The organism is Pseudomonas entomophila, from assembly GCF_018417595.1.
GTDB lineage: Bacteria > Pseudomonadota > Gammaproteobacteria > Pseudomonadales > Pseudomonadaceae > Aquipseudomonas > Aquipseudomonas entomophila_C.
Map to the genome: position 1 here is coordinate 2736385 of NZ_CP070982.1, position 23964 is coordinate 2760348.

The window sequence follows — 23964 nt, forward strand, 5'->3', positions numbered from 1 at the left end:
GGAAGACTGTCATGTTCAAGATCGACCGCAAGATCGAAATCGACGCCGGCCACCGGATCCGCTCCCATGGCTCCAAGTGCCGCAACCTGCACGGCCACCGTTACTCGGTGCACATGACCTGCAGCGCCGACGAGCTCGCCACCCATGGCTCGGAGACCGGCATGGTGCTGGACTTCAGCTTTGCCAAGGACGCCATGGTGCAGTGCATCGATGAGCTGTGCGACCACGCGCTGATCGTCGACGCCGAGGACGAGTACCTGCTGCAGGTGCTGGACATCCACGGCCCGGCCCGCGATGTACGCACCTCCGGCGTGGCGTTGCCGCTGACCAACGGCGAAGGGATGAAGATCTACCTGGTGCCGTTCTCGCCCACCGCCGAGGCGCTGGCCAAGCACTGGTACGAGTTGCTGAGCGACAAAGTCGCCACCCTCGGCCACGGCGCCGCGCAGGTGCGCGTGGACACCATCCGTGTGTACGAAACCCCCAACTGCTGGGCCGAATACCCGGCCAGCAATGTGGGAGGCGCGCAGCATGTTTAGAAAGGGCTATGTGTTCGACGACGTGCTGCTGGTGCCCAAGAAAACCCACCTGGCCAGCCGCAAAGAGGCCAATATCGGCGTCGAGCTCAAGGGCATCGGCCGCCTGAGCGTGCCAATCATCTCGGCCAACACACAGTGGTGCACCGAGGACCGCATGGCCATGGAAATGGCGCGGATGGGCGGGCTGGGCATCGTCCACCGCATGTGCAGCATCGAAGACCAGGTGGCGTTTGTGCATGCGGTGAAGAGCGCGCCGGTGACTCAGCGCGAGCCCGACTTCGCGCCGACCCTGGACAGCCAGGGCCGGCTCAAGGTTGGCGGCTCGATCGGCATCGTCGACGACTACCTGCAGCGCGCCGCAGGCCTTGCCGCGTGCGATGTGGATTTCCTGACCCTGGACATCGCCCACGGCCATTCCGCCCATGCCATCGCCGCGATCGCAAACGTCAAGGAGCGCCTGGGCGATATCCCAATCGTCGCCGGCAACGTCGCCACACCCGAAGGCGTGCTCGACCTGGCGAAGGCCGGGGCCAGCGTGATCAAGGTCGGCATCGGCCCGGGCAGCGTGTGCACCACGCGCTCGGTCACTGGCGCCGGGGTGCCGCAGCTCACCGCGATCCTCGAATGCGCCGCGGCGGCGAAGGAGGCAGGCGTCAGCATCATTGCCGACGGTGGCATCCGCAGTTCCGGGGATATCGTCAAGGCCTTGGCCGCCGGCGCCAACGCGGTGATGCTCGGGCGCATGCTCGCCGGCACCGACGAAAGCGCCGCGCAGCTGCTGGAGGTGTCCGGCAAGCGCTTCAAGCTGACCCGCGGCTTCGTCACCTTCGGCACCAACCTCGAGCTCAAGCGCCTGCAGGGCCAGAAGATCACCGAGGAACAACTGCTGCGCTACGTGCCCGAAGGCATCGAGGCCTGCTTCGAGTACGCCGGCCCCTTGCGCGCCTACCTGTACCAGCTGATCGGCGGTGTGCAGTCGGGCTTCAGCTACTGCGGCGCCAGCGACTACCAGCAGCTGCTGGAACGCCACGAGTTCATCGAGGTGTCGGTGCAGACCAGCCAGGAAAGCCGCCCCCATGCCCTGGACGCGGCCAAGCATCCCATCGACTACAAGGCCGAGGTACTCAGCCATGATTAACCTGACCTGGAACGATGTGGAGCAACTGTCGCTGGCCATCGCCGAGGCAGTGCGCGAGTCGGGCTACACCTTCGACACCATCGTTGGTGTGGCACGCTCCGGCTGGGTGCCGGCGGTGATCGTCGCCCACGAGCTGGGCGTGCGTGAAGTGGCCACGCTGTCGATTCGGCGCAACCTGTCCGATGGCGTCGACTCGCACAAGGCCGCCCCACGCCTGGTGGATATCAGCCCCCTGGCGCAGGCCGGCAAGAAATGGCTGGTGATCGAGGACATCGTCGGCAGCGGCGAGACCGTGCGCTTTATCCGCGAGCAGTACGGCGTGGACGGGCGCGACATCTATGTCGCCAGCCTGGTGTTCAACGCCGCCAACGGCGACCGCGGCCAGGTCAACGAGATGGTCGAGTTTCATGCCCGGGAAGTCACCGAGTGGGTGCGCTTCCCCTGGGAAAGAAGGATCGATGCCTGATGAGAAACTTGCTCAGCGAGGCCCGCGTCGACGAAGTCGCGGGCCTGTTCGAGACCGACCTCGAAATCTCGCGCTACCTGCACCAGCACTACGACCTCAAGGCCTATCCGGTGGTGAAGTTCAGCAACGTCGCCTGCGCTTCCGGGGTGCCCTATGTGGACAACGCCTTCAAGCGCGAGGCGATGCTGCGCGGGCTGGGTTTGAACGAAGAGAACGTGCAGCCGGAATTCGCCCGGCGTGCGCGCGGGGTGCACGACGACCAGCGTGCCCCCGTGCGGGCGCCGTGGGCGTTCCAGCGGATGGACTGGTCGCTGTTGGACCTGCCGTTTCTCAAGTACCAGCCCGGTGATGGCGGCCGCTACCTGACCTCGTTCGTGTTCTGCGTGCAGGACAAGGCCGGGCGCTACAACCTGGGCTTCTACCGTGGCGAGATCAAGGACGGGCGCACCATCGCAGTGTTCATCGACCCCCGCACCGATGCCCACGCGATCATCCACGAGCGGCTGCGCGAAGAGGGCGAGGTCAAGGTCAGCCTGTTCAACGGCGGGCCGATCGCGGCCTATATCGGCGGGGCCAGCAAGATCCCGGCGGACGTGGACAGCTACGTGTTCTCCTCGGCCATCGCCGACGCCCCCATCGACCTGTGCCGCCAGGGCGACTACCCGGCGGTGCCGGCCGAGAGCGAACTGGTGCTGCACGCCAGCCTGAACGGCAAGATGATCGACGAAGGGCCGTTCTGCGAGTTCAAGGGCTACTACAGCGAGAAGACCGTGGGCTTCGAGCTGACCGTCGAGGCGATCCACGCACGGGACAATCCGCTGTTCTTCGGGATCTTCTGCGGCAAGGAGTCGGGCCTGGACCTGATGCGCCTGCAGAACGAGACGTTCATGTACGGCTTCCTCGAAAGCAAGGGCATCCCCGTGCGTCGAGTTGTGTACCCGACGGCGTACTTCGGCGAGTTCGGGGTGATCGTCGAGTGCGATACGGTGAACGAAGCGACCCTGCGGCTGGTCATGGAATACGACCTGCGCAGCAAGCTGTTCTTCCTGGTCAGGAATGCCGACACGCTGTTCGCCGACCTGTCGACCTTCGCCTTCGAGACGGTGACCGACGACTACCGCAAGCGCGGGGTACGCATGGGCGGGCGGGTGGGGTTGCTGTGCGACAATGCCAACGACTTCAACTGGAAGACCTTCTGATGGAACGATCGATGAGCCCCAGGCTCAGCACCCTGGTGTACTGCACCTACGAGGGGCAGGTACTGCTGCTGGACCGGCAGACGGCGCCGTACCGCGGTTTCCTGCTGCCGCCGGGCGGCAAGTGCGAGTTTGGTGAAATCCCCATCGACTGCGCGCGCCGCGAGTTCGCCGAGGAGACGGGCTACGCGATCACCGAGCCGCTGCGCCCGCGAGGGTTGGTGTACGACTACTCGCGGTCGCCGGACTGGAACTGGCTGATCTTCGTCTACAGCTTCGAAGCCAAGGCCCGGCCCACGCTGGTCGAGGAAAAGCACCCGTTGGTGTGGGCGGACCTGGACAACCTCGATGCCTACCGGATTCCGGAATCGGACCGGTTCCTGATGGGGCGGCTGTTCGACGAGGGCTGCAGCTACCTGGAGCTGGCCATGGAGTATCGCCAGGCCGAGGCGTTCGTGCGCTGCAGCGCGCATTTTGAAGGGCAGGGCGAGCTGTTCAAGCAAGGGACGTGAGAGCGGCCTTGCCACGCCCCCTGTAGGAGCGGCTTCAGCCGCGATCACCCGCAAAGCGGGTGCCATAACCGCGTTGTCTGCATCGCGGCTAAAGCCGCTCCTACAGTAGCTCCGGCATCACCGCTTTCAACAGCAGAGCATTAACCTGACGCTTGAGCGTGTCGTACTCGGCCTTTTCCTCCGTATCACCCAGCCTAACCAGGTTGACGAGACCCACCCGCTGGTCAATCGCATCGCTGTTGGCGGCCCAGGCCAGAGGCTGCTTGTCCGGGCCATGCAAGCTCAGTATCAACTTGAATTCCTGTGGCCGGCTGCTGGGGACAAGCCCCAGGGTAACCAGTGTGGCCATGCTGGCCAGTGCCTCGCCGGCACTGAACGGCCAGTAGGTGTAGACACTCAGATCCAGTTGGTAATCACCAGGACGCACTGCTTCGCCATTCATGCTGACATGCGCGAACAACCCGGTTTCGTCGAGTATCTGGCGCACCTGTTGCGTGGTGTTCTGCTGAACGCCGGCAGGGGCGAGCGGGGAAAGGGCGGCCAACCTCTGCAAGCGTTGCGTGTCCGTCTCCAAGGCAGCGCCCTTGAGCGAGCTCGCCAGCAGGTGAGGTAACGGGGAGCCAAAATAGTGGCTCACCGAAACATGGACACTCGGCTTTTGCGCCTCGTTCACCGGTGACGGCAAGGTGACGGGTGCCACCTGATTCTGAGGGACGGCGGCGCAACCGCCGAGGGTGAGGCCAAGGCAGAGGTACAGGCGTGTGAAGACAGTCATGCAGAGCTTCCTGGGAAATCGGGGCATGATTGTAGAGACTGTGCGGTGATTCTAAAAGGCCATCATTCGCCGTTTGACGGCCCCCATGCACGGGGGCCAGCAGGCTTCACACCCTTGCGTCAGAATGCATAGACCAAGGTGGCCGTGGCACTGCGCGGAGTGCCATACCAACCCCGCGAACCGATCGCGGTGTAGTACTTCTCGTCGAACACGTTGTTGAGGTTCAAGGCGACGCTGGTTTGCGGCGTGAACGCGTACTGCGCCATCAGGTCGACCACGCTGTAGGCGCCCTGGTTGAACGTCTCGCCATCAGGCCCGGCGTTCTTGTAGTACTCCGTACCCTGCCAACGCACGCCACCGCCGACTTTCAACTGCGGCAGGGATTGCAGGCGATAACTGGTGAACAGCTTGAGGGTGTCGCGCGGCACATCCGTGAGCAGGCGCTTGCCATCGGAGTCCTTGGCCACGGCATAGGTGTAGCCGGCGGAGACTTGCCAGCCGGGCAGGACCTCGCCCGCCATTTCCATCTCGAAACCGCGGGTCTTGGTACCCGACTCGGCGCGGTAGGCCTGGTTGCCATCGGGGGCGAGGTTGCTGCCGTCCGCCACGGCCAGGTTGTCCTGGTGCACTTCGAAGACACTGAACGCGGTGGTCAGGCGCTTGTCCCAGAACTCGCTCTTGAGCCCCAGCTCGTAGTTCACGCCTTCTTCCGGCTCGATGTAGCCGCCACTGACATCCTGCTTGCTTTGCGGCTTGAAGATGGTGGTGTAGCTGGCATACGCCGACCAGTTCTCGTTGAGGTCGTAGACCAGCCCCATGTAGGGGGTGACGACTCCAGTCTCGCTGCGCGAGGTGCGGCTGGTGTCGCCGGTGGCCAGGGTGGTGTTGGCTTCATCGCGTTTCCAGTCGATCACCCGCGCACCGGTAATCAGCGACAGGTCGTCGGCCAGGCTCCAGCGCACCGACGCGACCAGGCCGTCCTGGGTTTCGTCCAACGCGTCTTTCGTCGACTTGGCGTGGATAGCGTCCGGGATCGCCAGCGAACCGTCCCAGGTGTGGATGTTGTCGATGCTCTGCAGCGACCAGAGCGGGTAGCCGTTGTTGCGGTAGTAGGCCCGGTAATGGCTGGCACCGAGGTATGCCTGGTGTTCACGGGTGAACAGCTCGAACGGGCCGTTGGCCGACAGATCGAGCGACGTCTGCCGAGGCTCGCCCGCCCAGCGCCCGGTCCAGGTGCTGATGCCGCTGCCATCGGGGTTGACGGTGCCGCTGGCGGCGGTGGCGAAGGCGTCGTCGTAGCTGCGGCGGCTGTGCTCGGCGTTGAGCTTCAGTTGCCAGCCGTTGTCCAGCTGGTGCTCCAGGGTGGTGAACAGCGTTTTCGCGCGGCGCTTGTGGTAGCTCCAGTCCGAGGCCGAGTTGAACGAGCGCGAAGGGTTGAAGTGGCTGCCATCGGTGTTGTACATCGGGAAGCCATGGTTGCCAGCGCCGTCGCTGTCCAGCTCCTGGTATTCCACGCCCACGGTCAGCATCGTGCTGTCGGTGATGTCCCATTCCATCACTCCGTAGGCCACTTCCTTTTTCAGCGACTGGCGGTCGATATGGCTCTGGCTATCGGTGGTCGACGCCACGAAGCGCCCACGTACATGGCCGCTCTCCGACAATTTGCCGGACACGTCCAGCTCGGTGCGGTAGTTATCCCACGAGCCCGCCTTGAGGGTCAGCTTGCGTTGGGTCTCGACGGTCGGCTTCTTGCGGATCAGGTTGATGGTGGCGCCGGGGTCGCCGGTCCCCGACATCAGGCCCGTGGCCCCGCGCACCACCTCCACCCGGTCGTACGAGACCATGTCGGCCAGGTCGTCGCGAAAACCATAGGTGTCGGGACGGTTGACGCCGTCGACCTGGATGCTGCCGACCTCGAAGCCACGCACATAGATATGGTTACCGTCGCTCCCGGCCGGCCCCATGCTGTTGACCACCACGCCCGGGGTTTGCTCGAGCACCTGGGCAACGTCCGTCAGGTTCTGGTCTTCGATCTGCTGGCGGGTGACCACGCTCACCGACTGCGGCGTCTCGCGAGCGGAGAGACGCAGCCCGGTCGCGGTGTTGGCCGAGCCCGTGGTGTAGCTGCCCGTGCCTTCGGTGGTGCTGCCCAGGCCCATGGCGTCGATGCTGGTCGCGCCCAGCTCGACGGCACCGTCGGTGGGCGCCTTGCTCAGCACATAGCGCTTTTCGCCCATCGCCTGCACCCGCAACCCGGAGCCCTGCAGCAACGTGGCAAAGCCTTGCTCCAGCTCGAAGCTGCCGCGCAGCCCCGACGACTGCAGCCCGGTGGTTTCGTCGTGGCTGAAGCTGATGGTCACGCTGCTGGCGGCGGCGAACTGGCTGATCGCCGAAGCCAGGCTGCCGGCCGGAATATCGTAGCGCTGCGGGGCGGCCCAGGCGGTCGAGGTCGCCAGCGCGGCGCCGCAAAGGCTCAGCGCAAGGGTCGCCTGGCGAATGCTGCAGGCTAGCGAGGTACGGCGTGCGGACATGAAAGGGGGTTCCTGTTCTGGTTGGCTTGGGCGCGGCTGAAGCGCGCGTCCTCAAGAGCCGAAGCAGCGATAGAAATCTGTCACCCCTGAATGCGAAAAATTCTCAGGAATGTGAGGGGAGGTGGAGGGCAGCCGCCTTAACCCATGCCGAGTGGTTCCAGGCGCACCCAGTAGCGGGTCATGCGCCGGGCGCGGACGGGCAGGGCGTCTTCCAGGCTGGCCAGGGCGACGTCGGTGTCGTCGAGGTTGAAGGCGCCGGACAGGCGCAGCCCGGCGACCTCGCCAGCGCAGCCGAGATAACCGGGGCGGTAGCGCCCGAGTTCATGAATCACATCGCCCAGGCGCCAGTCGACGGTGACCAGCATGCCCTGGGCCCACGCCTGGCTGCCGAGAGGCAGGGGACTTAGCGGCCCCACGTTGTCGGCGCTAAAGCTCAAGCTGTGCCCGGAGTCGATGCGCACCATCTGAACTGATCGGTCGGGGCGCACCTCCACGGCATGGGCGGTCACCGCCACATGACTCATGCCAGTGTCTTGGCGCACGCTGAACCGGGTGCCGAGGGCAAGCACCTCGCCTTCAGCGGTGCGCACGCTGAGTGGACGTGGGTCCTTGGCGGTTTCCACTAAAATCTCGCCCTGGCGCAGATGGATCAGGCGCCGGCCGGCATCGAAGCGAACATCCACGCGGCTGTCGGTATTGAGGTCCAGGCGCGTGCCATCGGCCAGGGTCAGCTGGCGCCGCTCGCCGACCCGCGTCGAGTAATCGGCATGCCACGGCGAGGCCCGATAACCCTGCCAGCCGACCACCCCAACTCCGAGCAACAAGCCCAAAGCCTTCACGGCATGGCGTCGATCCCGCCGGGCGATTTCCAGCGTCTGCGCGGCGCCGCTGGGGGCGTTGCCCAGGCGGCATTGCAGCTGTTCCAGCCGCGCCCAGGCGGCGGCGTGGCGAGGGTCGGTGGCGTGCCAGGCTTGCCATGCGGCGCGGGTGGCGTCATCGACGTGGCTGTCGTGCAGGCGCACGTACCAGTCCACGGCGTCGGCGAGAATGGCCTTCATGCGCCCTCGATCAACAGGCAGTGCATCAGCGCGCGTGCCAGGTGCTTGCGCACGGTGGTCACCGAAACGCCGAGGCGCTCGGCGGCTTTTTCGTAGCTCAGGCCATCGAGTTGCACGGCGAGGAAGATCGCCCGCGTGCGTGGGCCGAGGCCATCGAGCATACGGTCGATGGTTATCAGGGTATCGAGGATGGCGGCCCGGGTTTCGGCGGAGGGTGCATAGTGTTCCGGCTGCTGCGCCAGGGCTTCGAGGTAGGCGTTTTCCAGGCTGCGGCGGCGGTACAGGTCGATGACCAGGCCACGGGCGATGGTCGCCAGGTAGTGGCGCGGTTGGTTGAGCGTGCCTGCGGTGCGGGCCAGCAGCACCCGGATGAAGGTGTCTTGCGCCAGGTCGGCGGCATCGGCGGTGTTGTTCAGCCGTTGGCGCAACCAGCCGTGCAGCCAGCCGCTGTGCTCGCGGTAGAGCGTTTCCAAGCCAAAGTGTGCAGCTCCGTCGGACACAACGGTGGACATCGAGGCTCCCCTGACGACATATCTGGATGCAAATAAGAATTTGTCGCAAGTGTACTGGGTGAGGGCGGGAATGGGAATGGTAAGAAGTGGGTATGGGGCTGGCGTCCTACATGGAATGATCAGATTTTCCCTATTTCGAGTAGGGCGTTTCCGAAGCATGCTTTGACCGCTTTTGCGTCTTCGCCGTGAGGTCTAGTCTCGCCGGGTCGTTGCCAAATCAACGACCGGGCCTGCAAGCCCGCCGCAAAAGATTCACTGCCAAGGCATCAACAACATATCCCCGTGTTGCTTGATGTGTCATGGCGGCTGCGTATGGGAGGCTCTTGGGCCTGCCGGTTTTCTCTTTTGCGCCGGTCTTGCAGACCTGTACGTAGCCGCCACCCTATCCACTGCAAGGGTGGCGTGGTGGCTGAAATCCAATGCAAAAGAGGATTTACCATGCTCAAGATCGTTCCCGATCCACCCCATCCCACCGAGTCTCCTCACTTCCTCGAAGACACCCTGGTCCACGCCACCGAGTACGTCATGTGTGCGTTGGCGGTGTCCCACCATTCCTTGGCCCACCTGCCCAAGTCACCCGCCACGCTGGTGATGCTGACGGTGATGCATGAGCTCGATGCCACCCGCTCGTTGTTGGAGTCGACACTAGCTCAGTTGCAGATGAGCGCCCGGCCGCCGTCATACACGCTGCACTGACAGCCCTGCGCAGCCCCCCTGTAGGAGCGGCTTCAGCCGCGATGCAGACACCGCGGTACCTGGCACCAGCGTTGCTGGTGATCGCGGCTGAAGCCGCTCCTACAGGTAGCTCGGTCACCCCTTCAAAGCTTCAGAGGAACCTCGAATGGACAACGATCTCCCAGCAGACCACGGCCAACTCGGCTGGACCGTCGGCGCATGCACGTTTATGGAAGGCGCCACCAAAGGCACGCGCCTGTTTCGCGTGGAACCCGGCAACTGCGCCAACCACGCCATGGAACAAGCCTCCGTGCTGCTCGACAGCGCCCGCCGTGCGTCATTCATCGGTGTGATGGACAACGAGCCTGTGCTGGTCTGGGCGTCGCACTACCTCAGCGATATGGCCAAGGCATTGATGGACGATGCGCATATGGGCATTTTGAAGAAGGTTTGAACTGACTACACCCAACACATGCTGGCCTGTGGCAAACCCTGTCAGAATCACGACAAGGTAAATGTCACTCGGCCAGCCAGATTGACTGCTTGCGACCAGAGGTAGCGGCCAGAGCTCAAGGTAATGCGATGAACAAAAAAGCAAGAAGAATGGCTGCACTGCTGGCCGTTACAGCCGCCTATCAGGCTGAGCCTGACTGGGTGTTCGATCCCAGCTGCATGACCCGAATACCCGATTGTCATAGCCTCATCGAAGTGTTTCGCCACATCAAACATGGCGGGCCGGAGTGGAGGAATCGCACTGTCACCCTGGTGTTTTCCAGCCCGTCGAATGCCTGGGTTCGGCTGTATCCGATTCACGACACCGATACCCCGTACTTTGATTTCATGTACACCCGTGAAGAGCCGCCTCGGCAAGTCCTCTGCGACGTGCTACGGCAATATCCGCAGTGTGCTTTTCTTGATTGGTCGCCCGGGCGCCTGGCCTGCATCGAGGCGCAGGGGGCAGATGTTGAGTTGCTGGCGGACATCATCCGCGATGTCGCTGAAGTTGCCTGGGGGGAGTGCGGTACGGCTGTCGGGGCCTGGTGCAAGGAAATGGGAAGAGCCTGAGGCAGTGGAGCACGTCCTACAGGGATGAATCAGATTTTCCCTATTTCGAGTAGGCCGTTTCCGAAGCATGCTTTTGCGGCTTTTGCACCATCCAACAGAGGTCTAGTCTCGCCGGGCCGTTGAAAAAAACAGCGGCCGGGTCTGCAAGCCCGAGCGGGACAACTAGATCAGCACCACCTCCTGTCATTGGCTTCAAACCATTGACTGTGCGTTTTGGTGGCTGCGTACGGGTGGCCTTCGCGCCAGCCGGGCTTTCTCTAGTTGCCCCGGTCTTGCAGGCCCGTACGTAGCCGCCACCCAATCGTCTGCAAGCGATTGGCGGCGGTCCGATCAGCGCAACTGGAGAGCTATATCATGCTGAAGATTGTTCCGGATCCACCGCCTTCCACCGAGTCCCCTCACTTCCTCGAAGACACGCTTGTCCACGCTACCGAGTACGTCATGTGCGCGCTGACGGTGACGCATCAGTCCTTGACCCATCTGCCCAAGTCGCCCGCCACGCTGGTGATGCTGACGGTAATGCACGAACTCGATGCCACCCGCACGTTGCTGGAATCGGCACTGGCTCAACTGCAGATGAGCGCCCGGCCGCCGTCATACACGCTGCACTGACAGCCCTGCGCAGCCCCCCTGTAGGAGCGGCTTCAGCCGCGATGCAGACACCGCGATACCTGGCACCAGCGCTGCTGGTGATCGCGGCTGAAGCCGCTCCTACAGGTAGCTCGGTCACCCCTTCAAAGCTTCAGAGGAATCTCGAATGGAAAACGATATCCCTGCAGACCACGGCCAACTCGGCTGGACGGTCGGCACCTGCACGTTTATGGAAGGCGCCACCAAAGGCACGCGCCTGTTCCGCGTGGAGCCCGGCAACTGCGCCAACCACGCCATGGAACAAGCCTCCGTGCTGCTCGACAGCGCCCGCCGCGCGTCATTCATCGGTGTGATGGACAACGAACCGGTGCTGGTCTGGGCGTCGCACTACCTCAGTGATATGGCCAAGGCACTGATGGACGATGCGCACATGGGCATTTTGAAGAAGGTCTGAAATGGCAATCGAGGGGGAGGGCTGCTTTGCTTTATGACCTGACGCGCCTCCCGTTTCATGGAAGCCAATCCTAGATTTTTGTGATCCGCGAACATCCGCTTTTGGCCGAGCTCTACCGAATCTGACCGCAGCAATGGGGCCAGGCTGCGTGAAAACCCAAACCAGAAATTGATGAGCGCGCTTGGCGCTGAGCTGATCCAGGATGTTCGCGAACGTCCAGAAGCCAATTCTCAACCATGCCGCCGCAAATGGAAAATTTTGTCCCGCGCTAAACGAAAAATTTAATGAGATGGTCGGCATGGCGCCGCCGGGAAGACCGTGAAGATATACTGAACTTCTAAGTATGCGAGGAGCTAAGTGTTAACGTATCTCGTGTGCAGCACCTGCCGATTGGCTGGTAAGGCGGCACAAAAAATAAATGCCGCCTTACGCTTTATAGCTTGCCTATTGCTTAACTAGGAGATGGTTACGGGCTTAAGTCGAAAGGGCCAACATGGAAGTGCTGTGTGTCAATGTAGTAGTTGACATACCCATCGCCTTCAAATCTTAAGTGGAAGCCATTGGAAACATCGATGCTGATTGAATATTTAAACTCAAGTGGCCCTCCTCCGATTGTTTCAGATCTTGAGAGGTTGCCGTCATCGAACTTTAGCTCGCTTTCATCGAGAGTGATGCCTAATAATTTACATTTTGTTGTCGCGATGTATGTATTATGCTTTGGGTTGGTGATATGGATATTGATGGAGCCCACCCCTACGTCTGGATTGAAGTCCAGTGGAAATATAGAGTTTTCGGAGCTTTGAGCGTCCAGGGATTTATATTGGTCTGTGATGCTAGGCTGCTGACCCGTACTTCCTGTTTTTTCAGGGGGCTTATCAGTTGAGGCGTAGCGCCTCAAGAGTTTTTCTGCTGCAAAGTTGATTAGTTCTTCATTGTGTGTATAGTTGCTCCCGTATTGCTTGATGATGAGCTCTCTCACAAAAAACCTTGCAAGTTTTATATGGGTCTCGTAGTTGTTGTCGTTCATTTCAAGCTCCATTGATTAATCCTTGAGGTCACCCTGACCTCATTTTGCAGGTTAGTTTGATTCTGCAAGAAATCAACATTGTTTCGAGGTTTTTTTAGGCACTATATGAAAAGCCATGATACTCGGTGATGCTGCATTGAAAACAGCTCTGGAATGCTCACAACATAACAACAAGCCTACAGCAGCCTCCGTCGCGAATGGCGCGGCGGCAACCTCCGGCCGCCCTGGGTTTCAAACAGATCAGCAACCAGCATCCACTCAGCGTCGGTCAAGCAGCTGGGATAGCGTTGTTCCGGTAACTGGCGTCGGTGTGTTTCGTTGTAGCCATAGGACTTACAAGGTTCGGGTGCCTGAAAGCTAAATCGGCCCGTAGCTTCCGTTCGTGGAGTACAGACAAGCATTAGGGGGCTTGCCAACTGGTTAGCTGCCAGTTCAATAAGACCCGGATTACCCGCCGGCCAGACGGTCATGGCGAATTGCCTTACGGGGGCTATCGTTGCTTCTCTGGGCAACGACTACAGACCGAGGGTGCTGCAATGAACACCAGTGATCTACTCGAACAGTTACTGCGGGCCGGTCAGGCCTCGCAAGCGCAACAGGGGAGCGGCGGCATTTCATCGCAAGACGGCCTGGGCGGTTTGGGCGGCTTACTCGGGGGCCTGCTTGGCGGCGGCAGCGCATCGGGTGGCGGTGGTGGCCTTGGCAGTTTACTCGGCGGCTTGTTGGGTGGCGGCAGCGCTGGCGGTGTCCCCCAGGGGCGCTCCGCAGGTGGTACCAATTACGCGGCCCTGGCGTCGTTGGGCATGCTGGCGTTCCAGGCCTACCAAAGCTGGCAGCGCAGTCAGGCGGCAGCTCCGCAACAGGCCCTGCGTACTGTCGATCAATTGTCCGGTCCCGAGGCCGACGATCACAGCCATGCCATCTTGCGCGCGCTGATTGCGGCAGCCAAGGCTGACGGTCGCATCGACCAGCAAGAAGAACAGTTGATCTACGCCGAAATCAAACGTCACACCAACGACCCGCAGCTGCAGCAATGGCTGGATGAGGAAGTCGCCAAGCCACTCGATGCTGCCGAGGTGGCACAGTCGGCCCAGGACCCGGCCATGGCTGCGGAAATGTACCTGGCCAGCGTGATGCTGGTGGATGACCAGCAGGCCGCAGAGCGGGCCTACCTGGACGAATTGGCCAGCGCCCTGCAAATCGATCCGACATTGCAGGTGCACCTGGAGCAGCAGGCCAAGGGCACGGCCTGAGTGGGTTGAGGTACCTACGCTCCTCGTCATTTCGAAGCATGAGCAGACCACGACTGCTGGTCGGCTGAGGCCGTTGCGCGTTTGGCTGTGGGGCTCGATGTGCTACTGTTCTCCGCCATCTGAACGTAGCCTTCCGGGAAGGACCCTGATGACAAAACAGCCAGTAGCCCCAAGTATTTGGTCTGAAGCACGCCGCCCTCGCAAAACGGAGGCTCCGGCTGAGGGCGGGGATGGACAAGAGGTCGTTGTAGCGTCTTCTAGCCCTAGCACGGAACAGCGCTCGGTTTTCCAGCAGGATTATGATCGTTTGTTGTTTTCCACTCCGGTTCGTCGCCTGGCTGATAAAACACAGGTCTGGCCCATGGAGGAGAATGACGGCGTGCGTACTCGCCTGACGCATTCTCATGAAGTCGCCAACCTGGCACGTTCGATTGGCGCGCGAGCGTACAAAGGAGTCCGTGATGCTTTCAATCTATACAACAGTACCGATGACGGGCTCACTGATGTCATCAATCCTTTGTTGCTATCGATAGGTCTTGGGCACGACCTAGGCAACCCTCCGTTTGGGCATCAAGGCGAAGTGGCTATCGGTCGCTGGTTCAAGCGACGTGAAGACTGGATCTTCACTCACATAAAGGGAGGTGAAAAGGAGAAGCCACTTGACGTTCCTGTCCCTAAAACGCATTGGTCTGAATTTACTGAGTTTGATGGAAATCCACAGAGTCTTCGCCTTTTGACTAGGTTGCAAACCCATATTGATGGACTAGGCCTTGACCTATCCGCTGCCACCCTGGCTGCAGGGTTGAAGTACCCTGTGAGTTATCTAAATAGGGATGAGGATGATCCCGTTAAGAAAAAAGGTGGTTACTTCGAGTCTGAAAAGGACTTGGTTGAGTGGGTGAGGCAGCAAACCGGGCTGGAGGAGGGGCAACGTCACCCCCTGACTTGGATCATGGAGGCATGTGACGATATCGCCTATTCCGTTTTGGATGTGGATGACGTACTCAAAAAAGGGATTATGTCTCCAGATGACGTTCTGGTTATTTTGCGTCAAAAGCTCAGTGCCGAAGTTGTGGTTCGCAAGATTCAAGAAAAATTCAATGAAGTTGAATCGCGCCTGTTTTCTCCGGAAATTCAGCGTGATATAAAAATTGAGTACCTGCGAGCGTACCTGATTAATAATTTAATTGAGCACGCCGCTGAGACATTTAAAGCCAATGCGTCTGCTATTTTTGCTTTCAAATCGATAGCGCCGTTGATGGATAATAGTCGGCTCTGTGAAGAGCTTAAGTCCGTTGCTCGGCAAAATGCTTTTAGTCATCCCGACGTACTGCGTGCTGAGGCGTTGGGCTCGGCGGCTATTGATGGTTTGATGACAGTGTTGTGGGAGGCTATCTCTCATCGTAAGGACGCTGGGAAATTACGGTCCAAGCGACTGGGTGCGCGCGCTAAATATGTGTTCTCCTTGATTAGCCCAAATTATATTGAGCAAGCCGATAAGCCTATGCACCCATCGGACGTAGCGTCCGGCTTACGCTATCGTGAACTTCGCTTGCTCACCGATATGGTGTCAGGAATGACCGATACATTTGCCATGCGTCTCTGGAACGATATTAAAGATATGCCCGATGCCAATTGCGCCTAATCAATCAGCGTTAAAACGCCGCCTGGATCGATATCTCTGGAGCAATAAATCTCGAGAGATGGAGGCCTTGCAGGCGATTTTGGCGGAAAATTTTCTCTCCTTTGAACGCGTTGCAGTGATAGGTGGACTTGTCCGCGACCTCGCTCGTGAAGGTCGATATGGTTTCAGGTCTGATGTGGATCTTGTCATTGAAGACTCCAAAGAGAAGGTCAAGTTGCTGGCCGAGCGGCTTGGCGCGACACCTAATCGATTCGGCGGTTACGGTTATAAAAACGGGCCATGGAAAATTGACTTCTGGGCCCTCGAAACCACATGGGCACGACAGCATGTGCCAATGCAAACATTGGAAGATGTTTTGCTTGGCACTTTCTTTGATTGGGATGCGATTGCTTATGATTTGAGGGCGCGCAAGCTGATATGCCCTGATGACTACTTTGAGCGCTTAAAGACCAAGAGGCTTGACGTTAATTTGCAGCCTAATCCCTCTCCAATGGGGAACCTTGTTCGAGCGATCCGAAGGTTGGTGATGTGGCAGCTGGCCCCAGGTGAGGCACTAAAGCGATTCATTGATGAGCATCTGGATGAAGATGCGCTCCGTTATGTTCAAGAGAAGGAGGCGGAGTTGTTCTCCTACTGTGTGTCAACGCGGTGGGGGAATGTCCAGGAGGCGAAGCTCTCCTTGTTTTATGAACGAGCAATTGAGGTTCGTCAGTATGAGTTGTTTGGTGTAAATGATAGGTGCCAAGAGTAGCTTTGTGTTTGTAGTCGAGTGTAATTAATATTTGGCGTATGCGCTCAAAGATGATGGGTTCAGTCAGCAATGGATAAAGTGAGCTGGCTCTCCTAAGGAAGCCATGATTTTCCAATCAAGAAGCGCTGCTTTAATCCTTGAACTGCGACTCAAGTCATAACCTCAACTAATAAAAATAATCTTCGAAACCAACTCCGCACTGTTCTTCGCCTGCAATTTCTTCATCAACCGCGCCCGATGCACCTCCACCGTCCGGTGCGATATCCCCAACTGCCGCGCCACCTCCTTGCACGTCAACCCATTCACGATATGCAACGAAATCTCCCGCTCCCGCGGCGTCAGCTGCACCGTCGGCGCCGGCTGCCGATCCAGCCGCTCGAAATGCCAGATCATCAACTCGAACGGATCGTCCGTCGTCAACGTGAACCCATGCGCCCGCGCCCAGAACACCTCGCCATTGCGGTGCTGCATGAACCGCTCATCGGTATAGAAAGCCCCCAGCCCATTGCGCAGCCAGTGCTCGCTACGTTCGCCAATAGCCTGGTAATCCGCATGGGAGGGATACAACAACAGGGTCAGGTGCCCTTGCAGTTCTTCCCGGGTATACCCAAACAGCCGCGCAAACGCCTGGTTGCAATCGAGCATCCGCCGATGCCCGGTAATCAGTTGCGGCGCGGGCGACACCTGAAATGCCAGGCGCTCGAGGTCGGGGTAGGGTGGGGTGTGTACGGTCATCAGGCGTCCTGCCTCGGTGTCATGGTCATGCCCCGTAGCGCTCACTACTTACTCACGTACGTAGTTGCCCCAACTAGCGTGGGATTCGGGTGCTGACACATTGTATGGATTACCCGCTTCAAGGACAGAAGAAAATCACCATGTTTCATGATTCCGTTTCCATCGTCGCTGCCGCGCACAGTCCTTTTGGTCGCCTGGATGGCCTGAACCTCGAGGACCTGATCGTCAAGGTCACCCGCGACGCCCTGGCCGATGCCGCCATCGAGGCCGCCGAGATCGATGCGTTGTTCCTCGGCCATTTCAACTCGGGGCTGGTGGCCGATGGCTTTCCCGCCTCGCTGATGCTGCAGGCCGACCCGCAACTGCGCTTCAAACCCGCCACCCGCTGCGAGAACGCCTGCGCCTCGGGCGCGGCGGCGATCCAGGCGGGGATCCACGCTATCCGCAGCGGCGCCGCCGAACTGGTGCTGGTGGTGGGGGCCGAGAAGATGACCGGCAACAGCACGGTCGAGGTCACCCGGGCGCTGGCCGGCGCCGGCTACCAGAACGCGATGTCGGAGGCGGGGTTGAGCTTCGCCCAGCTGTTCGGCCAGGTGGCGCAGCAGTACACCGAGCGTTATCACAGCCCGCTGGCGTCGATGGCGGCGATCGCGGTGAAGAACCACGCCAACGCCATGGCCAATCCGCTGGCGCAGATGCACCGGGTGATGGATTTCGAGCACTGCAACAACCCGTCGCCGAGCAACCCGCTGATCGCGCCGCCGCTGCGCCTGACCGACTGCTCGCTGATCAGCGACGGCGCGGCGGCGATCATCCTGGCGTCGCCGCGCCGGGCGCGGTCGATGCGGCGCCAGGTGGCGATCCGTTCGATGGTGCAGGTCAATGACTTCCTGCCGTTGTCGCGCCGCGACATGCTGGCCTTCGAGGGGCCGCAGCGGGCGATCCACGGGGCGCTGCGCGAGACCGGCGTGACCCTGAATGACCTGAGCTTCGCCGAGGTCCACGACTGCTTCACCATCGCCGAACTGCTGATCTACGAAGCCATGGGCCTGGCCCCTAGAGGGGAAGGGCACCGCGCCATCGACGATGGCACCGTGCGCCCGGGCGGGCGCCTGCCGGTGAACTTGTCCGGCGGGCTCAAGGCCAAGGGGCACCCGGTGGGTGCCACCGGGGTGTCGATGCATGCCCTGGGCTTCGCCCAGCTGGTCGGCGAGCCTATCGGGCTGGGTGTGCCGGGCGCCGAGTTCGGCCTGCTGTTCAACATGGGCGGCATGGCGGTGGCCAACTACGCCAGTGTCCTGCAGGCGCTGCGGGTGTGACATGAACATCGCCAACTGGTTGTGCGACACCGCCCAGCGCTGGCCCCAACGCGCGGCGCTGTTCGAGGGCGCGCGCCAGGTGGCCGATTACCAGGCGTTTGCCGCACGGGCAAGGGCGCGCGCTCTGCAACTGCGTCACGAATACGGCATCTCACCGGGCGACCGGGTGGCGCTGCTGATGAAGAACAGCTGCGGCTACCTTGAACTGCTCTACGCCATCTGGTGGTGCGGGGCGGTGGCGGTGCCGATCAACAGCAAGCTGCACGCCCTGGAAGCCGCGTGGATTGCCGGCAATGCAGGGGCCTGGCTGATCTACACCGATGACGGCCAGGTGTTCGACGGCATCGCCTTGCCGCTCGGCTGCCGGGAACTGGCCGCGCCGGGGCTGGGCGAGCTTCGGGAGGTGGCGGGCGATGAACTGGTGCGGCCGCACCCACGCACAGACGCCGACCTGGCCTGGCTGTTCTACACCTCTGGCACCACCGGGCGTTCCAAGGGGGTGAAGCTGTCTCATGGCAACCTGGTCGCCATGTCCCTGTGCTACCCGCTGGATGTGGACACGGTGGGCGCGGATGATGCGGTGGTCTATGCCGCGCCGATCTCCCACGGCGCCGGGCTCTACAACTTCATCCATGTGCGCTGCGGCGCCCGGCATGTGGTGCCCGAGTCCCGTGGGTTCCAGGCGGCGGAACTGTTCAATCTGGCCCAGACGCTGGGCAATGTCAGCCTGTTCGCCGCGCCGACCATGGTCAAGCGCATGGTCGAGCAGGCCCGCCAGCAGGGCTATGGCGGCGAAGGGCTGAAGACCATCGTCTACGGTGGTGGGCCGATGTACCTGGCTGATCTGGAACAAGCTTTGGATACCTTCGGCCCGCGCCTGGTGCAGATCTATGGCCAGGGCGAATGCCCGATGACCATCAGCGCGCTGTCCCGGGAGGTCATCGCCGACCGTACCAACCCCGACTGGCCGCGCATCGCCGCCTCGGTGGGGCGTGCCCAGGCCTGTGTCGAGGTGCGGGTGCTGGGCGCCGATGGATGCCCCTTGCCACCCGGGGCAACCGGCGAGATCGCCGTGCGCGGCGCGCCGGTGATGCAGGGCTATTGGGACAATCCGCAGGCCACCCGTGCCGCCCTGGTGGACGGCTGGCTGCTGACCGGCGACATTGGCCAGCTCGACGAACAGGGCTACCTGACCCTCACCGACCGCAGCAAGGATGTGATCATCTCCGGTGGCAGCAACATCTACCCGCGGGAAGTGGAAGAGGTGCTGATGCAGCACCCTGGGGTGTTCGAGGTGTGCGTGGTGGGCGAGGCCGACCCCGAATGGGGTGAGTCGGTGGTAGCCTTCGTGGTGCCGCGCAGGCCGGGTTGCCTCCAGGCCCAGGCACTCAACGACTGGTTCCTGGCGCGCATGGCCTCGTTCAAGAAACCGAAAAAATACCAGTTCTGCGCCGAGCTGCCGAAAAACAGCTATGGCAAGATTCTCAAGACCCGCGTGCGCCAGTGGCTGCAAGACCCGAAGGGAGCCTTGAGCAGCCCCTGACGCACGCTATTCATGGACAGCAACACGACAGGAGTTCCCTTGATGGGCATGTCACCCAGCACCCCCCAGCGCCAGCGGCGCCGGGCGTTTCTCGGCGCCACTACCGGCCACTTGATCGAGTGGTACGACTACGGCGTCTACGGCTTCCTGGCCTTGTACATCGGCAAGGCCTTCTTCGTCTCCGACGACCCCACCAGCAGCCTGCTGGCCAGCTTCGCGGCCTTTGCCCTGAGCTTCTTCATCCGCCCCCTGGGCGGTTTGTTCTTCGGCCCCCTGGCGGACCGCATCGGCCGCCGCCGTACGCTGATCACGGTGCTGGTGCTGATGGCCGGCTCCACCTTCCTGCTCGGCCTGTTGCCGACCTACGCCAGTATCGGCATCGCCGCGCCGGTGATCCTGGTGCTCATTCGCTGTGTGCAGGGCTTTTCCGCCGGCGGCGAGATCGGCACCATCACCAGCTTCATCTCCGAATACGCCGGCCCCGGGCGCCGTGGCTTCGCTACCTGCTGGCTGATGGTCACCGCCGTGCTCGGCCTGTTGCTGGGCGGCGCCGTGGCCAATGGCATGACCTGGGCTTTGGGCGCCGAGTTGATGCAGGAGTGGGGCTGGCGGATCCCGTTCCTGATTGCCGGGCCATTGGGCTTCATCTCGCTGTATATCCGCCTGAAGCTGGAGGACAGCCCGGAGTTCATCGCCCTGGTGGAAGCCGGGGAAACCTCCAAGGCGCCGCTGCGCGAGGTGTGGCAGTGGAAGCGCTCGATCGCCCTGGTGTTCTTCATCATCACCTTGCACAGCTCGATCTTCTACCTGGTGCTGACCTTCGCCTCGACCTACATGTCCAACACCCTCAAGTTCGACAGCGGCACCACCTTGCTCTACGTGTTCGTCGCCAGCCTGTCGGCGGCGGTGGTGATGCCGTTTGGCGGCGCCTTCACCGACCGCTACGGGCGCAAGCCGTTCCTGATGGTGATCGGCGTCCTGGCGACCCTGGCCATGTACTGGTTCTTCAAGGCGGCGCCCGGCGCCACCCCGGCCACTTTGTTCTGGCCGTTGATGGCGGTGGCGATCCTGTTCGGGCTGTATGCGTCGTCGACCTATGCGCTGATGAGCGAGTTGCTGCCGACGCGTATCCGCTCCACCGGCATTGCCATGGCCTACAACATCCCGGTGGCGGTGTTTGGTGGCAGCGCGCCGTTGATTTCCACCTGGCTGATCAAGGTGACCGGTGATATCACCGCGCCTTGGTATTTCTATGTGGCGACCGGGGTGGCGTCGTTGATTGCGCTGGTGGTGCTGCGCAAGGAAGATTTCGTGGCCTGCGCCCAAGAAGTGCGGCAACCGGGCGATGTTGAACCGAGCCCCTTGAACCTGCGTTCGGTTTGATCCCCTGTAGGAGCCGGCTTTGCCGGCGAACACCGGCACAGCCGGTGCCAGCCACCGCGTTGCCTGCTTCGCCGGCAAGCCGGCTCCTACAGGGGCAGAGGCCCCACGTTCTTCGCACCTGCCTGTTGAGGCTTTGCCTGGTCTCGGCAACAATCGGTTACGATGCCGGTTGCTGAAAACGGCACAGACTCACTGGCCTGCGAAGAACACCATGAAATCAGCGCGCACTGTCATCTCGGAAAACTTCTTCCGCCGCTTCAAGCCCATCTTCGCCCCGCACCTGGATGCCCTTGGCATCGACCTGCCGTTGCTGGACCGCGCCGATATCGAGATCCCCGGCGACCAGTACGTTGCCCTGTGGGAAGCCGCCGGCACCCGCAACCCCGCCATCGGCCTGACCCTGGGCAGCCAGACCGAAGCCGACGACATCGGCGCCCTGGGCCACGCCCTGCATTGCGCCCCCAGCGTCGAAAAGGCGCTGATGACCCTGCACACCTACATCGTGGTGTTCGCCCAGGAGTCGTCCATCGACTACTGCTGCGAAAGCCGCCAGCTGCGTATCACCTACCAGGTCACCGACACCACCGTGGTCAACCGCCGCCAGGACGCCGAGTTCGCCATCGCCGCGATCCTGCGCCAGCTGCAACTGATCACCGCCAGCCCGTTGCGGCCGTTGCGGGTGGACTTCGAGCACCCGCGCCCGGCGGATGTCTCGGTGCACAAGCAGTTGTTCATGTGCCCGCTGTTCTTCGGCCAGTCGACCAACCGCATCACCTTGCCCATCGAGGTGCTCAAGCTGCCGGTGGTGCAGGGCAACGAGCGGTTGTTCCAGGCGCTGGAGCCCTACCTGCAACGGGAGCGCGAGCAGCGTAGCGTCAGTGACGAACTGCTGCCCCAGGTCACCCGCATGATCGCCCTGGGCATGGCCAGCGGCGTGCCGTCGCTGGACGAGGTCAGCGCGCGCATGGGCCTGAGCCGGCGCACCCTGCAACGTCGGCTCAAAGACCAGGCCATCGAGTTCTCGGTGCTGGTGGAAGAGGTGCGTCGCGACCTGGCGCTGGGTTACCTGAACCATTCCGACTACTCGATGACGCAGATCTCGCTGTTGCTCGGTTATGCCGAGTCCGGCTCGTTCACCCGTGCCTTCCGCCGCTGGACCGGGCAGTCGCCGCAGCAGTTCCGCCAGGCCGGGCGCGAGCCTGGCACTGGGTGCTGAAAATCTGGCATCGCCGGGCAATCCAGTTGTCGTGCCGCCCGATAGGCTCGAAGGGACCGCATGTTCGTATGCGAAACCCGAGAGTCCAGCATGAACGACAACAACAATGACGCTGTGCATGAACACCGCTCCTTCTGGCAACACGACTACGGCGCCTACGCGCCCAACACGCGCCTGACCGAAGACCTCAAGGTCGATGTGGCGGTGATCGGCGGTGGTTTCACCGGGCTCAACACGGCCTGGCAGTTCAAGCGCGACAACCCCGGCGCCCGGGTGGTGGTGCTGGAGGCCGCCTTGATCGGCTTCGGCGCCAGCGGGCGCAACGCCGGCTTCAGCACCAAGATGTTCGGCCTGGAGCCGGAGCTGGTGGTGCTGCGCTGGGGGCGGCAGAAGATGATCGACGCCCACCACTACCTCGAAAAGGCCGTGGCCTATACCCGCGAGGTGATCGACAGCCATGGCATCGATTCGGATTACCGCCATGCCGGGTTGTTGCGGGTCAGCTATTCGCCGCAGCAGATGGCGCGCCTGGGCAAGACCCTGGAGCTGTACGACTCGCTGGGGCTGGCGGCGGACATGCGCTGGCAGGACAGCGACGCGCTGCGCCAGCAATACGATTCGCCGCGGCTGCTGGGCGGCATTCGCGAAGCCGAGACCGGCTACCTCGACCCTTGCAAGCAGGTGCGCGGGCTCAAGGGCCTGGCGGCTTCGGTGGGGGTGCGTATCCATGAGGCGACGCCGGTGCTCGATATCGACAGCAGCGGTGCCGGCATCGTGCTGCGCACACCCGTGGCCAAGGTGACCGCCGACAAGCTGGTGATCGCCACCAATGCCTACTCGCGGCAGGTCCCGGGCTCCCGTCCGCTGGAGCGCCGGCAATTCCCGCTGTGGACCTACCAGGTGGTCACCGAGCCGCTGGGCGATGCGCTGTGGCAGCGCCTGGGCTGGCAGGGCAGGGAAGCGTTCGGTGACAACCGGCAGATGCTGCACTACTTCCGCCCGACCGTGGACGGGCGCATCGTCATGGGCGGCGGCGATGTGCTGGCCTACACCGGCAGCGCCATGGACGAGCAGCCGTCACCGGCCAGCTGGGCGCACTGCGAGGCGCACCTGAAGTGGATCTACCCGCAGCTGCGCGATGTGCGCATCGCCTACCGCTGGGGCGGGCCGGTGTCGGTGAACGCCGACATGGTGCCGGAGATCAGTTTCATCGGCGATGAGCGCGTGGTCTATGCCGGGGGGTGTTTCGGCCATGGGGTTGCGCTGTGCCACCTCAACGGGCGGACCATCGCCGACTTGCTGCAGGGGCGGCGCAGCGAGCTGACCGACTTCTGGATCGTCAACCGCAAGGCCATCGCCATGCCGGGCAACACCCTGTCGTGCTGGGCCGGGCGCACGGCGCGCCAGGCGCTGCGGGCCTGGGACTGGTGGGAGGAACGCGCCCTCAAGGCCTGATGGGTTGTCGATGCCATGCACGGTGGTGTTGTTGTAGGAGCGGCCTTGTGCCGCGAAAGGGCTGCGCAGCAGCCCCGGCGATGTGTAGGCAATCGCGAGACCCAGGGGCCGCGTTGCGGCCCTTT

General features: G+C 62.0%; 24 protein-coding genes and 1 pseudogene. 18 read left to right on the forward strand and 7 right to left on the reverse strand.

Features of this window, described 5'->3' with window-relative positions; genetic code table 11:
- Positions 1 to 11 precede the first annotated feature (11 nt).
- From JYG34_RS12200 to JYG34_RS12220, 5 genes are read left to right on the forward strand one after another with little or no spacing between them, the layout of a single operon-like run.
- Complete coding sequence (locus tag JYG34_RS12200; RefSeq protein ID WP_213660912.1) at positions 12 to 539, forward strand: 6-pyruvoyl trahydropterin synthase family protein; 528 nt, start codon at positions 12 to 14, stop codon at positions 537 to 539.
- Positions 532 to 1677 carry an IMP dehydrogenase gene (locus JYG34_RS12205; RefSeq protein ID WP_213660913.1) on the forward strand — a complete coding sequence of 382 codons (1146 nt, stop codon included), beginning with the start codon at positions 532 to 534 and terminating at the stop codon, positions 1675 to 1677. The genes JYG34_RS12200 and JYG34_RS12205 overlap by 8 nt, the downstream gene beginning before the upstream one ends.
- Positions 1670 to 2143, forward strand: a complete 474-nt coding sequence (locus JYG34_RS12210) for a phosphoribosyltransferase (protein ID WP_213660914.1) — start codon at positions 1670 to 1672, stop codon at positions 2141 to 2143. Before JYG34_RS12205 ends, JYG34_RS12210 begins: the two co-directional genes overlap by 8 nt.
- Positions 2143 to 3342 carry a UbiD family decarboxylase gene (locus JYG34_RS12215; protein WP_213660915.1) on the forward strand — a complete coding sequence of 400 codons (1200 nt, stop codon included), beginning with the start codon at positions 2143 to 2145 and terminating at the stop codon, positions 3340 to 3342. The genes JYG34_RS12210 and JYG34_RS12215 overlap by 1 nt, the downstream gene beginning before the upstream one ends.
- 11 nt (positions 3343 to 3353) lie before the next feature.
- Positions 3354 to 3851 carry an NUDIX domain-containing protein gene (locus JYG34_RS12220; protein WP_213660916.1) on the forward strand — a complete coding sequence of 166 codons (498 nt, stop codon included), beginning with the start codon at positions 3354 to 3356 and terminating at the stop codon, positions 3849 to 3851.
- A 100-nt stretch (positions 3852 to 3951) separates the two neighbouring features.
- On the opposite strand, the gene JYG34_RS12225 is transcribed toward JYG34_RS12220, so the two are convergent.
- The 4 genes from JYG34_RS12225 to JYG34_RS12240 form a co-directional block, all read right to left on the reverse strand.
- A complete protein-coding gene (locus JYG34_RS12225) occupies positions 3952 to 4626 on the reverse strand; it encodes a hypothetical protein (RefSeq protein ID WP_213660917.1) in 675 nt (224 codons plus the stop codon).
- Between the two features lie 119 nt (positions 4627 to 4745).
- Complete coding sequence (locus JYG34_RS12230) at positions 4746 to 7157, reverse strand: TonB-dependent siderophore receptor (protein ID WP_213660918.1); 2412 nt, start codon at positions 7155 to 7157, stop codon at positions 4746 to 4748.
- A gap of 137 nt (positions 7158 to 7294) precedes the next feature.
- The gene (locus tag JYG34_RS12235; protein WP_213660919.1) at positions 7295 to 8215 is read right to left on the reverse strand and encodes a FecR domain-containing protein; all 921 of its coding nucleotides are present in this window, start codon (positions 8213 to 8215) and stop codon (positions 7295 to 7297) included.
- A complete protein-coding gene (locus JYG34_RS12240; RefSeq protein ID WP_213660920.1) occupies positions 8212 to 8727 on the reverse strand; it encodes a sigma-70 family RNA polymerase sigma factor in 516 nt (171 codons plus the stop codon). Before JYG34_RS12240 ends, JYG34_RS12235 begins: the two co-directional genes overlap by 4 nt.
- Before the next feature lie 438 nt (positions 8728 to 9165).
- Between JYG34_RS12240 and JYG34_RS12245 the strand changes: the two genes are divergently transcribed.
- The 5 genes from JYG34_RS12245 to JYG34_RS12265 all read left to right on the forward strand — a co-directional run bounded on the left by JYG34_RS12245 (position 9166) and on the right by JYG34_RS12265 (position 11512).
- Positions 9166 to 9423: a hypothetical protein gene (locus JYG34_RS12245; RefSeq protein WP_213660921.1), complete on the forward strand. Its 258-nt coding sequence runs from the start codon at positions 9166 to 9168 to the stop codon at positions 9421 to 9423.
- A gap of 145 nt (positions 9424 to 9568) precedes the next feature.
- Positions 9569 to 9856 (forward strand): DUF3077 domain-containing protein, encoded by a 288-nt coding sequence (locus JYG34_RS12250; RefSeq protein ID WP_213660922.1) that lies wholly within the window; start codon positions 9569 to 9571, stop codon positions 9854 to 9856.
- A gap of 128 nt (positions 9857 to 9984) precedes the next feature.
- Positions 9985 to 10467 carry a hypothetical protein gene (locus tag JYG34_RS12255; RefSeq protein ID WP_249746263.1) on the forward strand — a complete coding sequence of 161 codons (483 nt, stop codon included), beginning with the start codon at positions 9985 to 9987 and terminating at the stop codon, positions 10465 to 10467.
- Positions 10468 to 10821: 354 nt separating this feature from the next.
- A complete protein-coding gene (locus JYG34_RS12260) occupies positions 10822 to 11079 on the forward strand; it encodes a hypothetical protein (protein ID WP_213660923.1) in 258 nt (85 codons plus the stop codon).
- A 145-nt stretch (positions 11080 to 11224) separates the two neighbouring features.
- Entirely contained in the window at positions 11225 to 11512 is a 288-nt protein-coding gene (locus JYG34_RS12265) for a DUF3077 domain-containing protein (protein ID WP_213660924.1), read from the forward strand.
- Between the two features lie 466 nt (positions 11513 to 11978).
- Here JYG34_RS12265 and JYG34_RS12270 read toward each other — a convergent pair whose 3' ends face one another.
- Positions 11979 to 12539: a hypothetical protein gene (locus JYG34_RS12270; RefSeq protein ID WP_213660925.1), complete on the reverse strand. Its 561-nt coding sequence runs from the start codon at positions 12537 to 12539 to the stop codon at positions 11979 to 11981.
- A 179-nt stretch (positions 12540 to 12718) separates the two neighbouring features.
- Positions 12719 to 12901 (reverse strand): annotated as a pseudogene (locus tag JYG34_RS12275) (transposase); the annotation flags it as partial.
- Between the two features lie 174 nt (positions 12902 to 13075).
- Between JYG34_RS12275 and JYG34_RS12280 the strand changes: the two are divergent.
- The 3 genes from JYG34_RS12280 to JYG34_RS12290 all read left to right on the forward strand — a co-directional run bounded on the left by JYG34_RS12280 (position 13076) and on the right by JYG34_RS12290 (position 16188).
- A complete protein-coding gene (locus tag JYG34_RS12280; protein WP_213660926.1) occupies positions 13076 to 13792 on the forward strand; it encodes a tellurite resistance TerB family protein in 717 nt (238 codons plus the stop codon).
- 148 nt (positions 13793 to 13940) lie between these two features.
- A complete protein-coding gene (locus JYG34_RS12285) occupies positions 13941 to 15437 on the forward strand; it encodes a deoxyguanosinetriphosphate triphosphohydrolase family protein (protein ID WP_213660927.1) in 1497 nt (498 codons plus the stop codon).
- Positions 15421 to 16188, forward strand: coding sequence for a hypothetical protein (locus JYG34_RS12290; RefSeq protein ID WP_213660928.1), 768 nt, complete (start codon positions 15421 to 15423; stop codon positions 16186 to 16188). Before JYG34_RS12285 ends, JYG34_RS12290 begins: the two co-directional genes overlap by 17 nt.
- A gap of 162 nt (positions 16189 to 16350) precedes the next feature.
- Here the strand turns inward: JYG34_RS12290 and JYG34_RS12295 are convergent, their stop codons facing one another.
- The gene (locus tag JYG34_RS12295; protein ID WP_213660929.1) at positions 16351 to 16923 is read right to left on the reverse strand and encodes a LuxR C-terminal-related transcriptional regulator; all 573 of its coding nucleotides are present in this window, start codon (positions 16921 to 16923) and stop codon (positions 16351 to 16353) included.
- A 140-nt stretch (positions 16924 to 17063) separates the two neighbouring features.
- On the opposite strand from JYG34_RS12295, the gene JYG34_RS12300 reads away from it, so the two are divergent.
- From JYG34_RS12300 to JYG34_RS12320, 5 genes are all read left to right on the forward strand, one after another.
- The gene (locus tag JYG34_RS12300) at positions 17064 to 18242 is read left to right on the forward strand and encodes an acetyl-CoA acetyltransferase (protein ID WP_213660930.1); all 1179 of its coding nucleotides are present in this window, start codon (positions 17064 to 17066) and stop codon (positions 18240 to 18242) included.
- Position 18243: 1 nt separating this feature from the next.
- A complete protein-coding gene (locus JYG34_RS12305) occupies positions 18244 to 19785 on the forward strand; it encodes a class I adenylate-forming enzyme family protein (protein ID WP_213660931.1) in 1542 nt (513 codons plus the stop codon).
- 42 nt (positions 19786 to 19827) lie between these two features.
- Complete coding sequence (locus JYG34_RS12310; RefSeq protein ID WP_213660932.1) at positions 19828 to 21168, forward strand: MFS transporter; 1341 nt, start codon at positions 19828 to 19830, stop codon at positions 21166 to 21168.
- Positions 21169 to 21379: 211 nt separating this feature from the next.
- Positions 21380 to 22384, forward strand: a complete 1005-nt coding sequence (gene qhpR / locus JYG34_RS12315; RefSeq protein WP_213660933.1) for an AraC-like transcriptional regulator QhpR — start codon at positions 21380 to 21382, stop codon at positions 22382 to 22384.
- A 90-nt stretch (positions 22385 to 22474) separates the two neighbouring features.
- Positions 22475 to 23839: an NAD(P)/FAD-dependent oxidoreductase gene (locus JYG34_RS12320; RefSeq protein WP_249746264.1), complete on the forward strand. Its 1365-nt coding sequence runs from the start codon at positions 22475 to 22477 to the stop codon at positions 23837 to 23839.
- Positions 23840 to 23964: the final 125 nt, after the last annotated feature.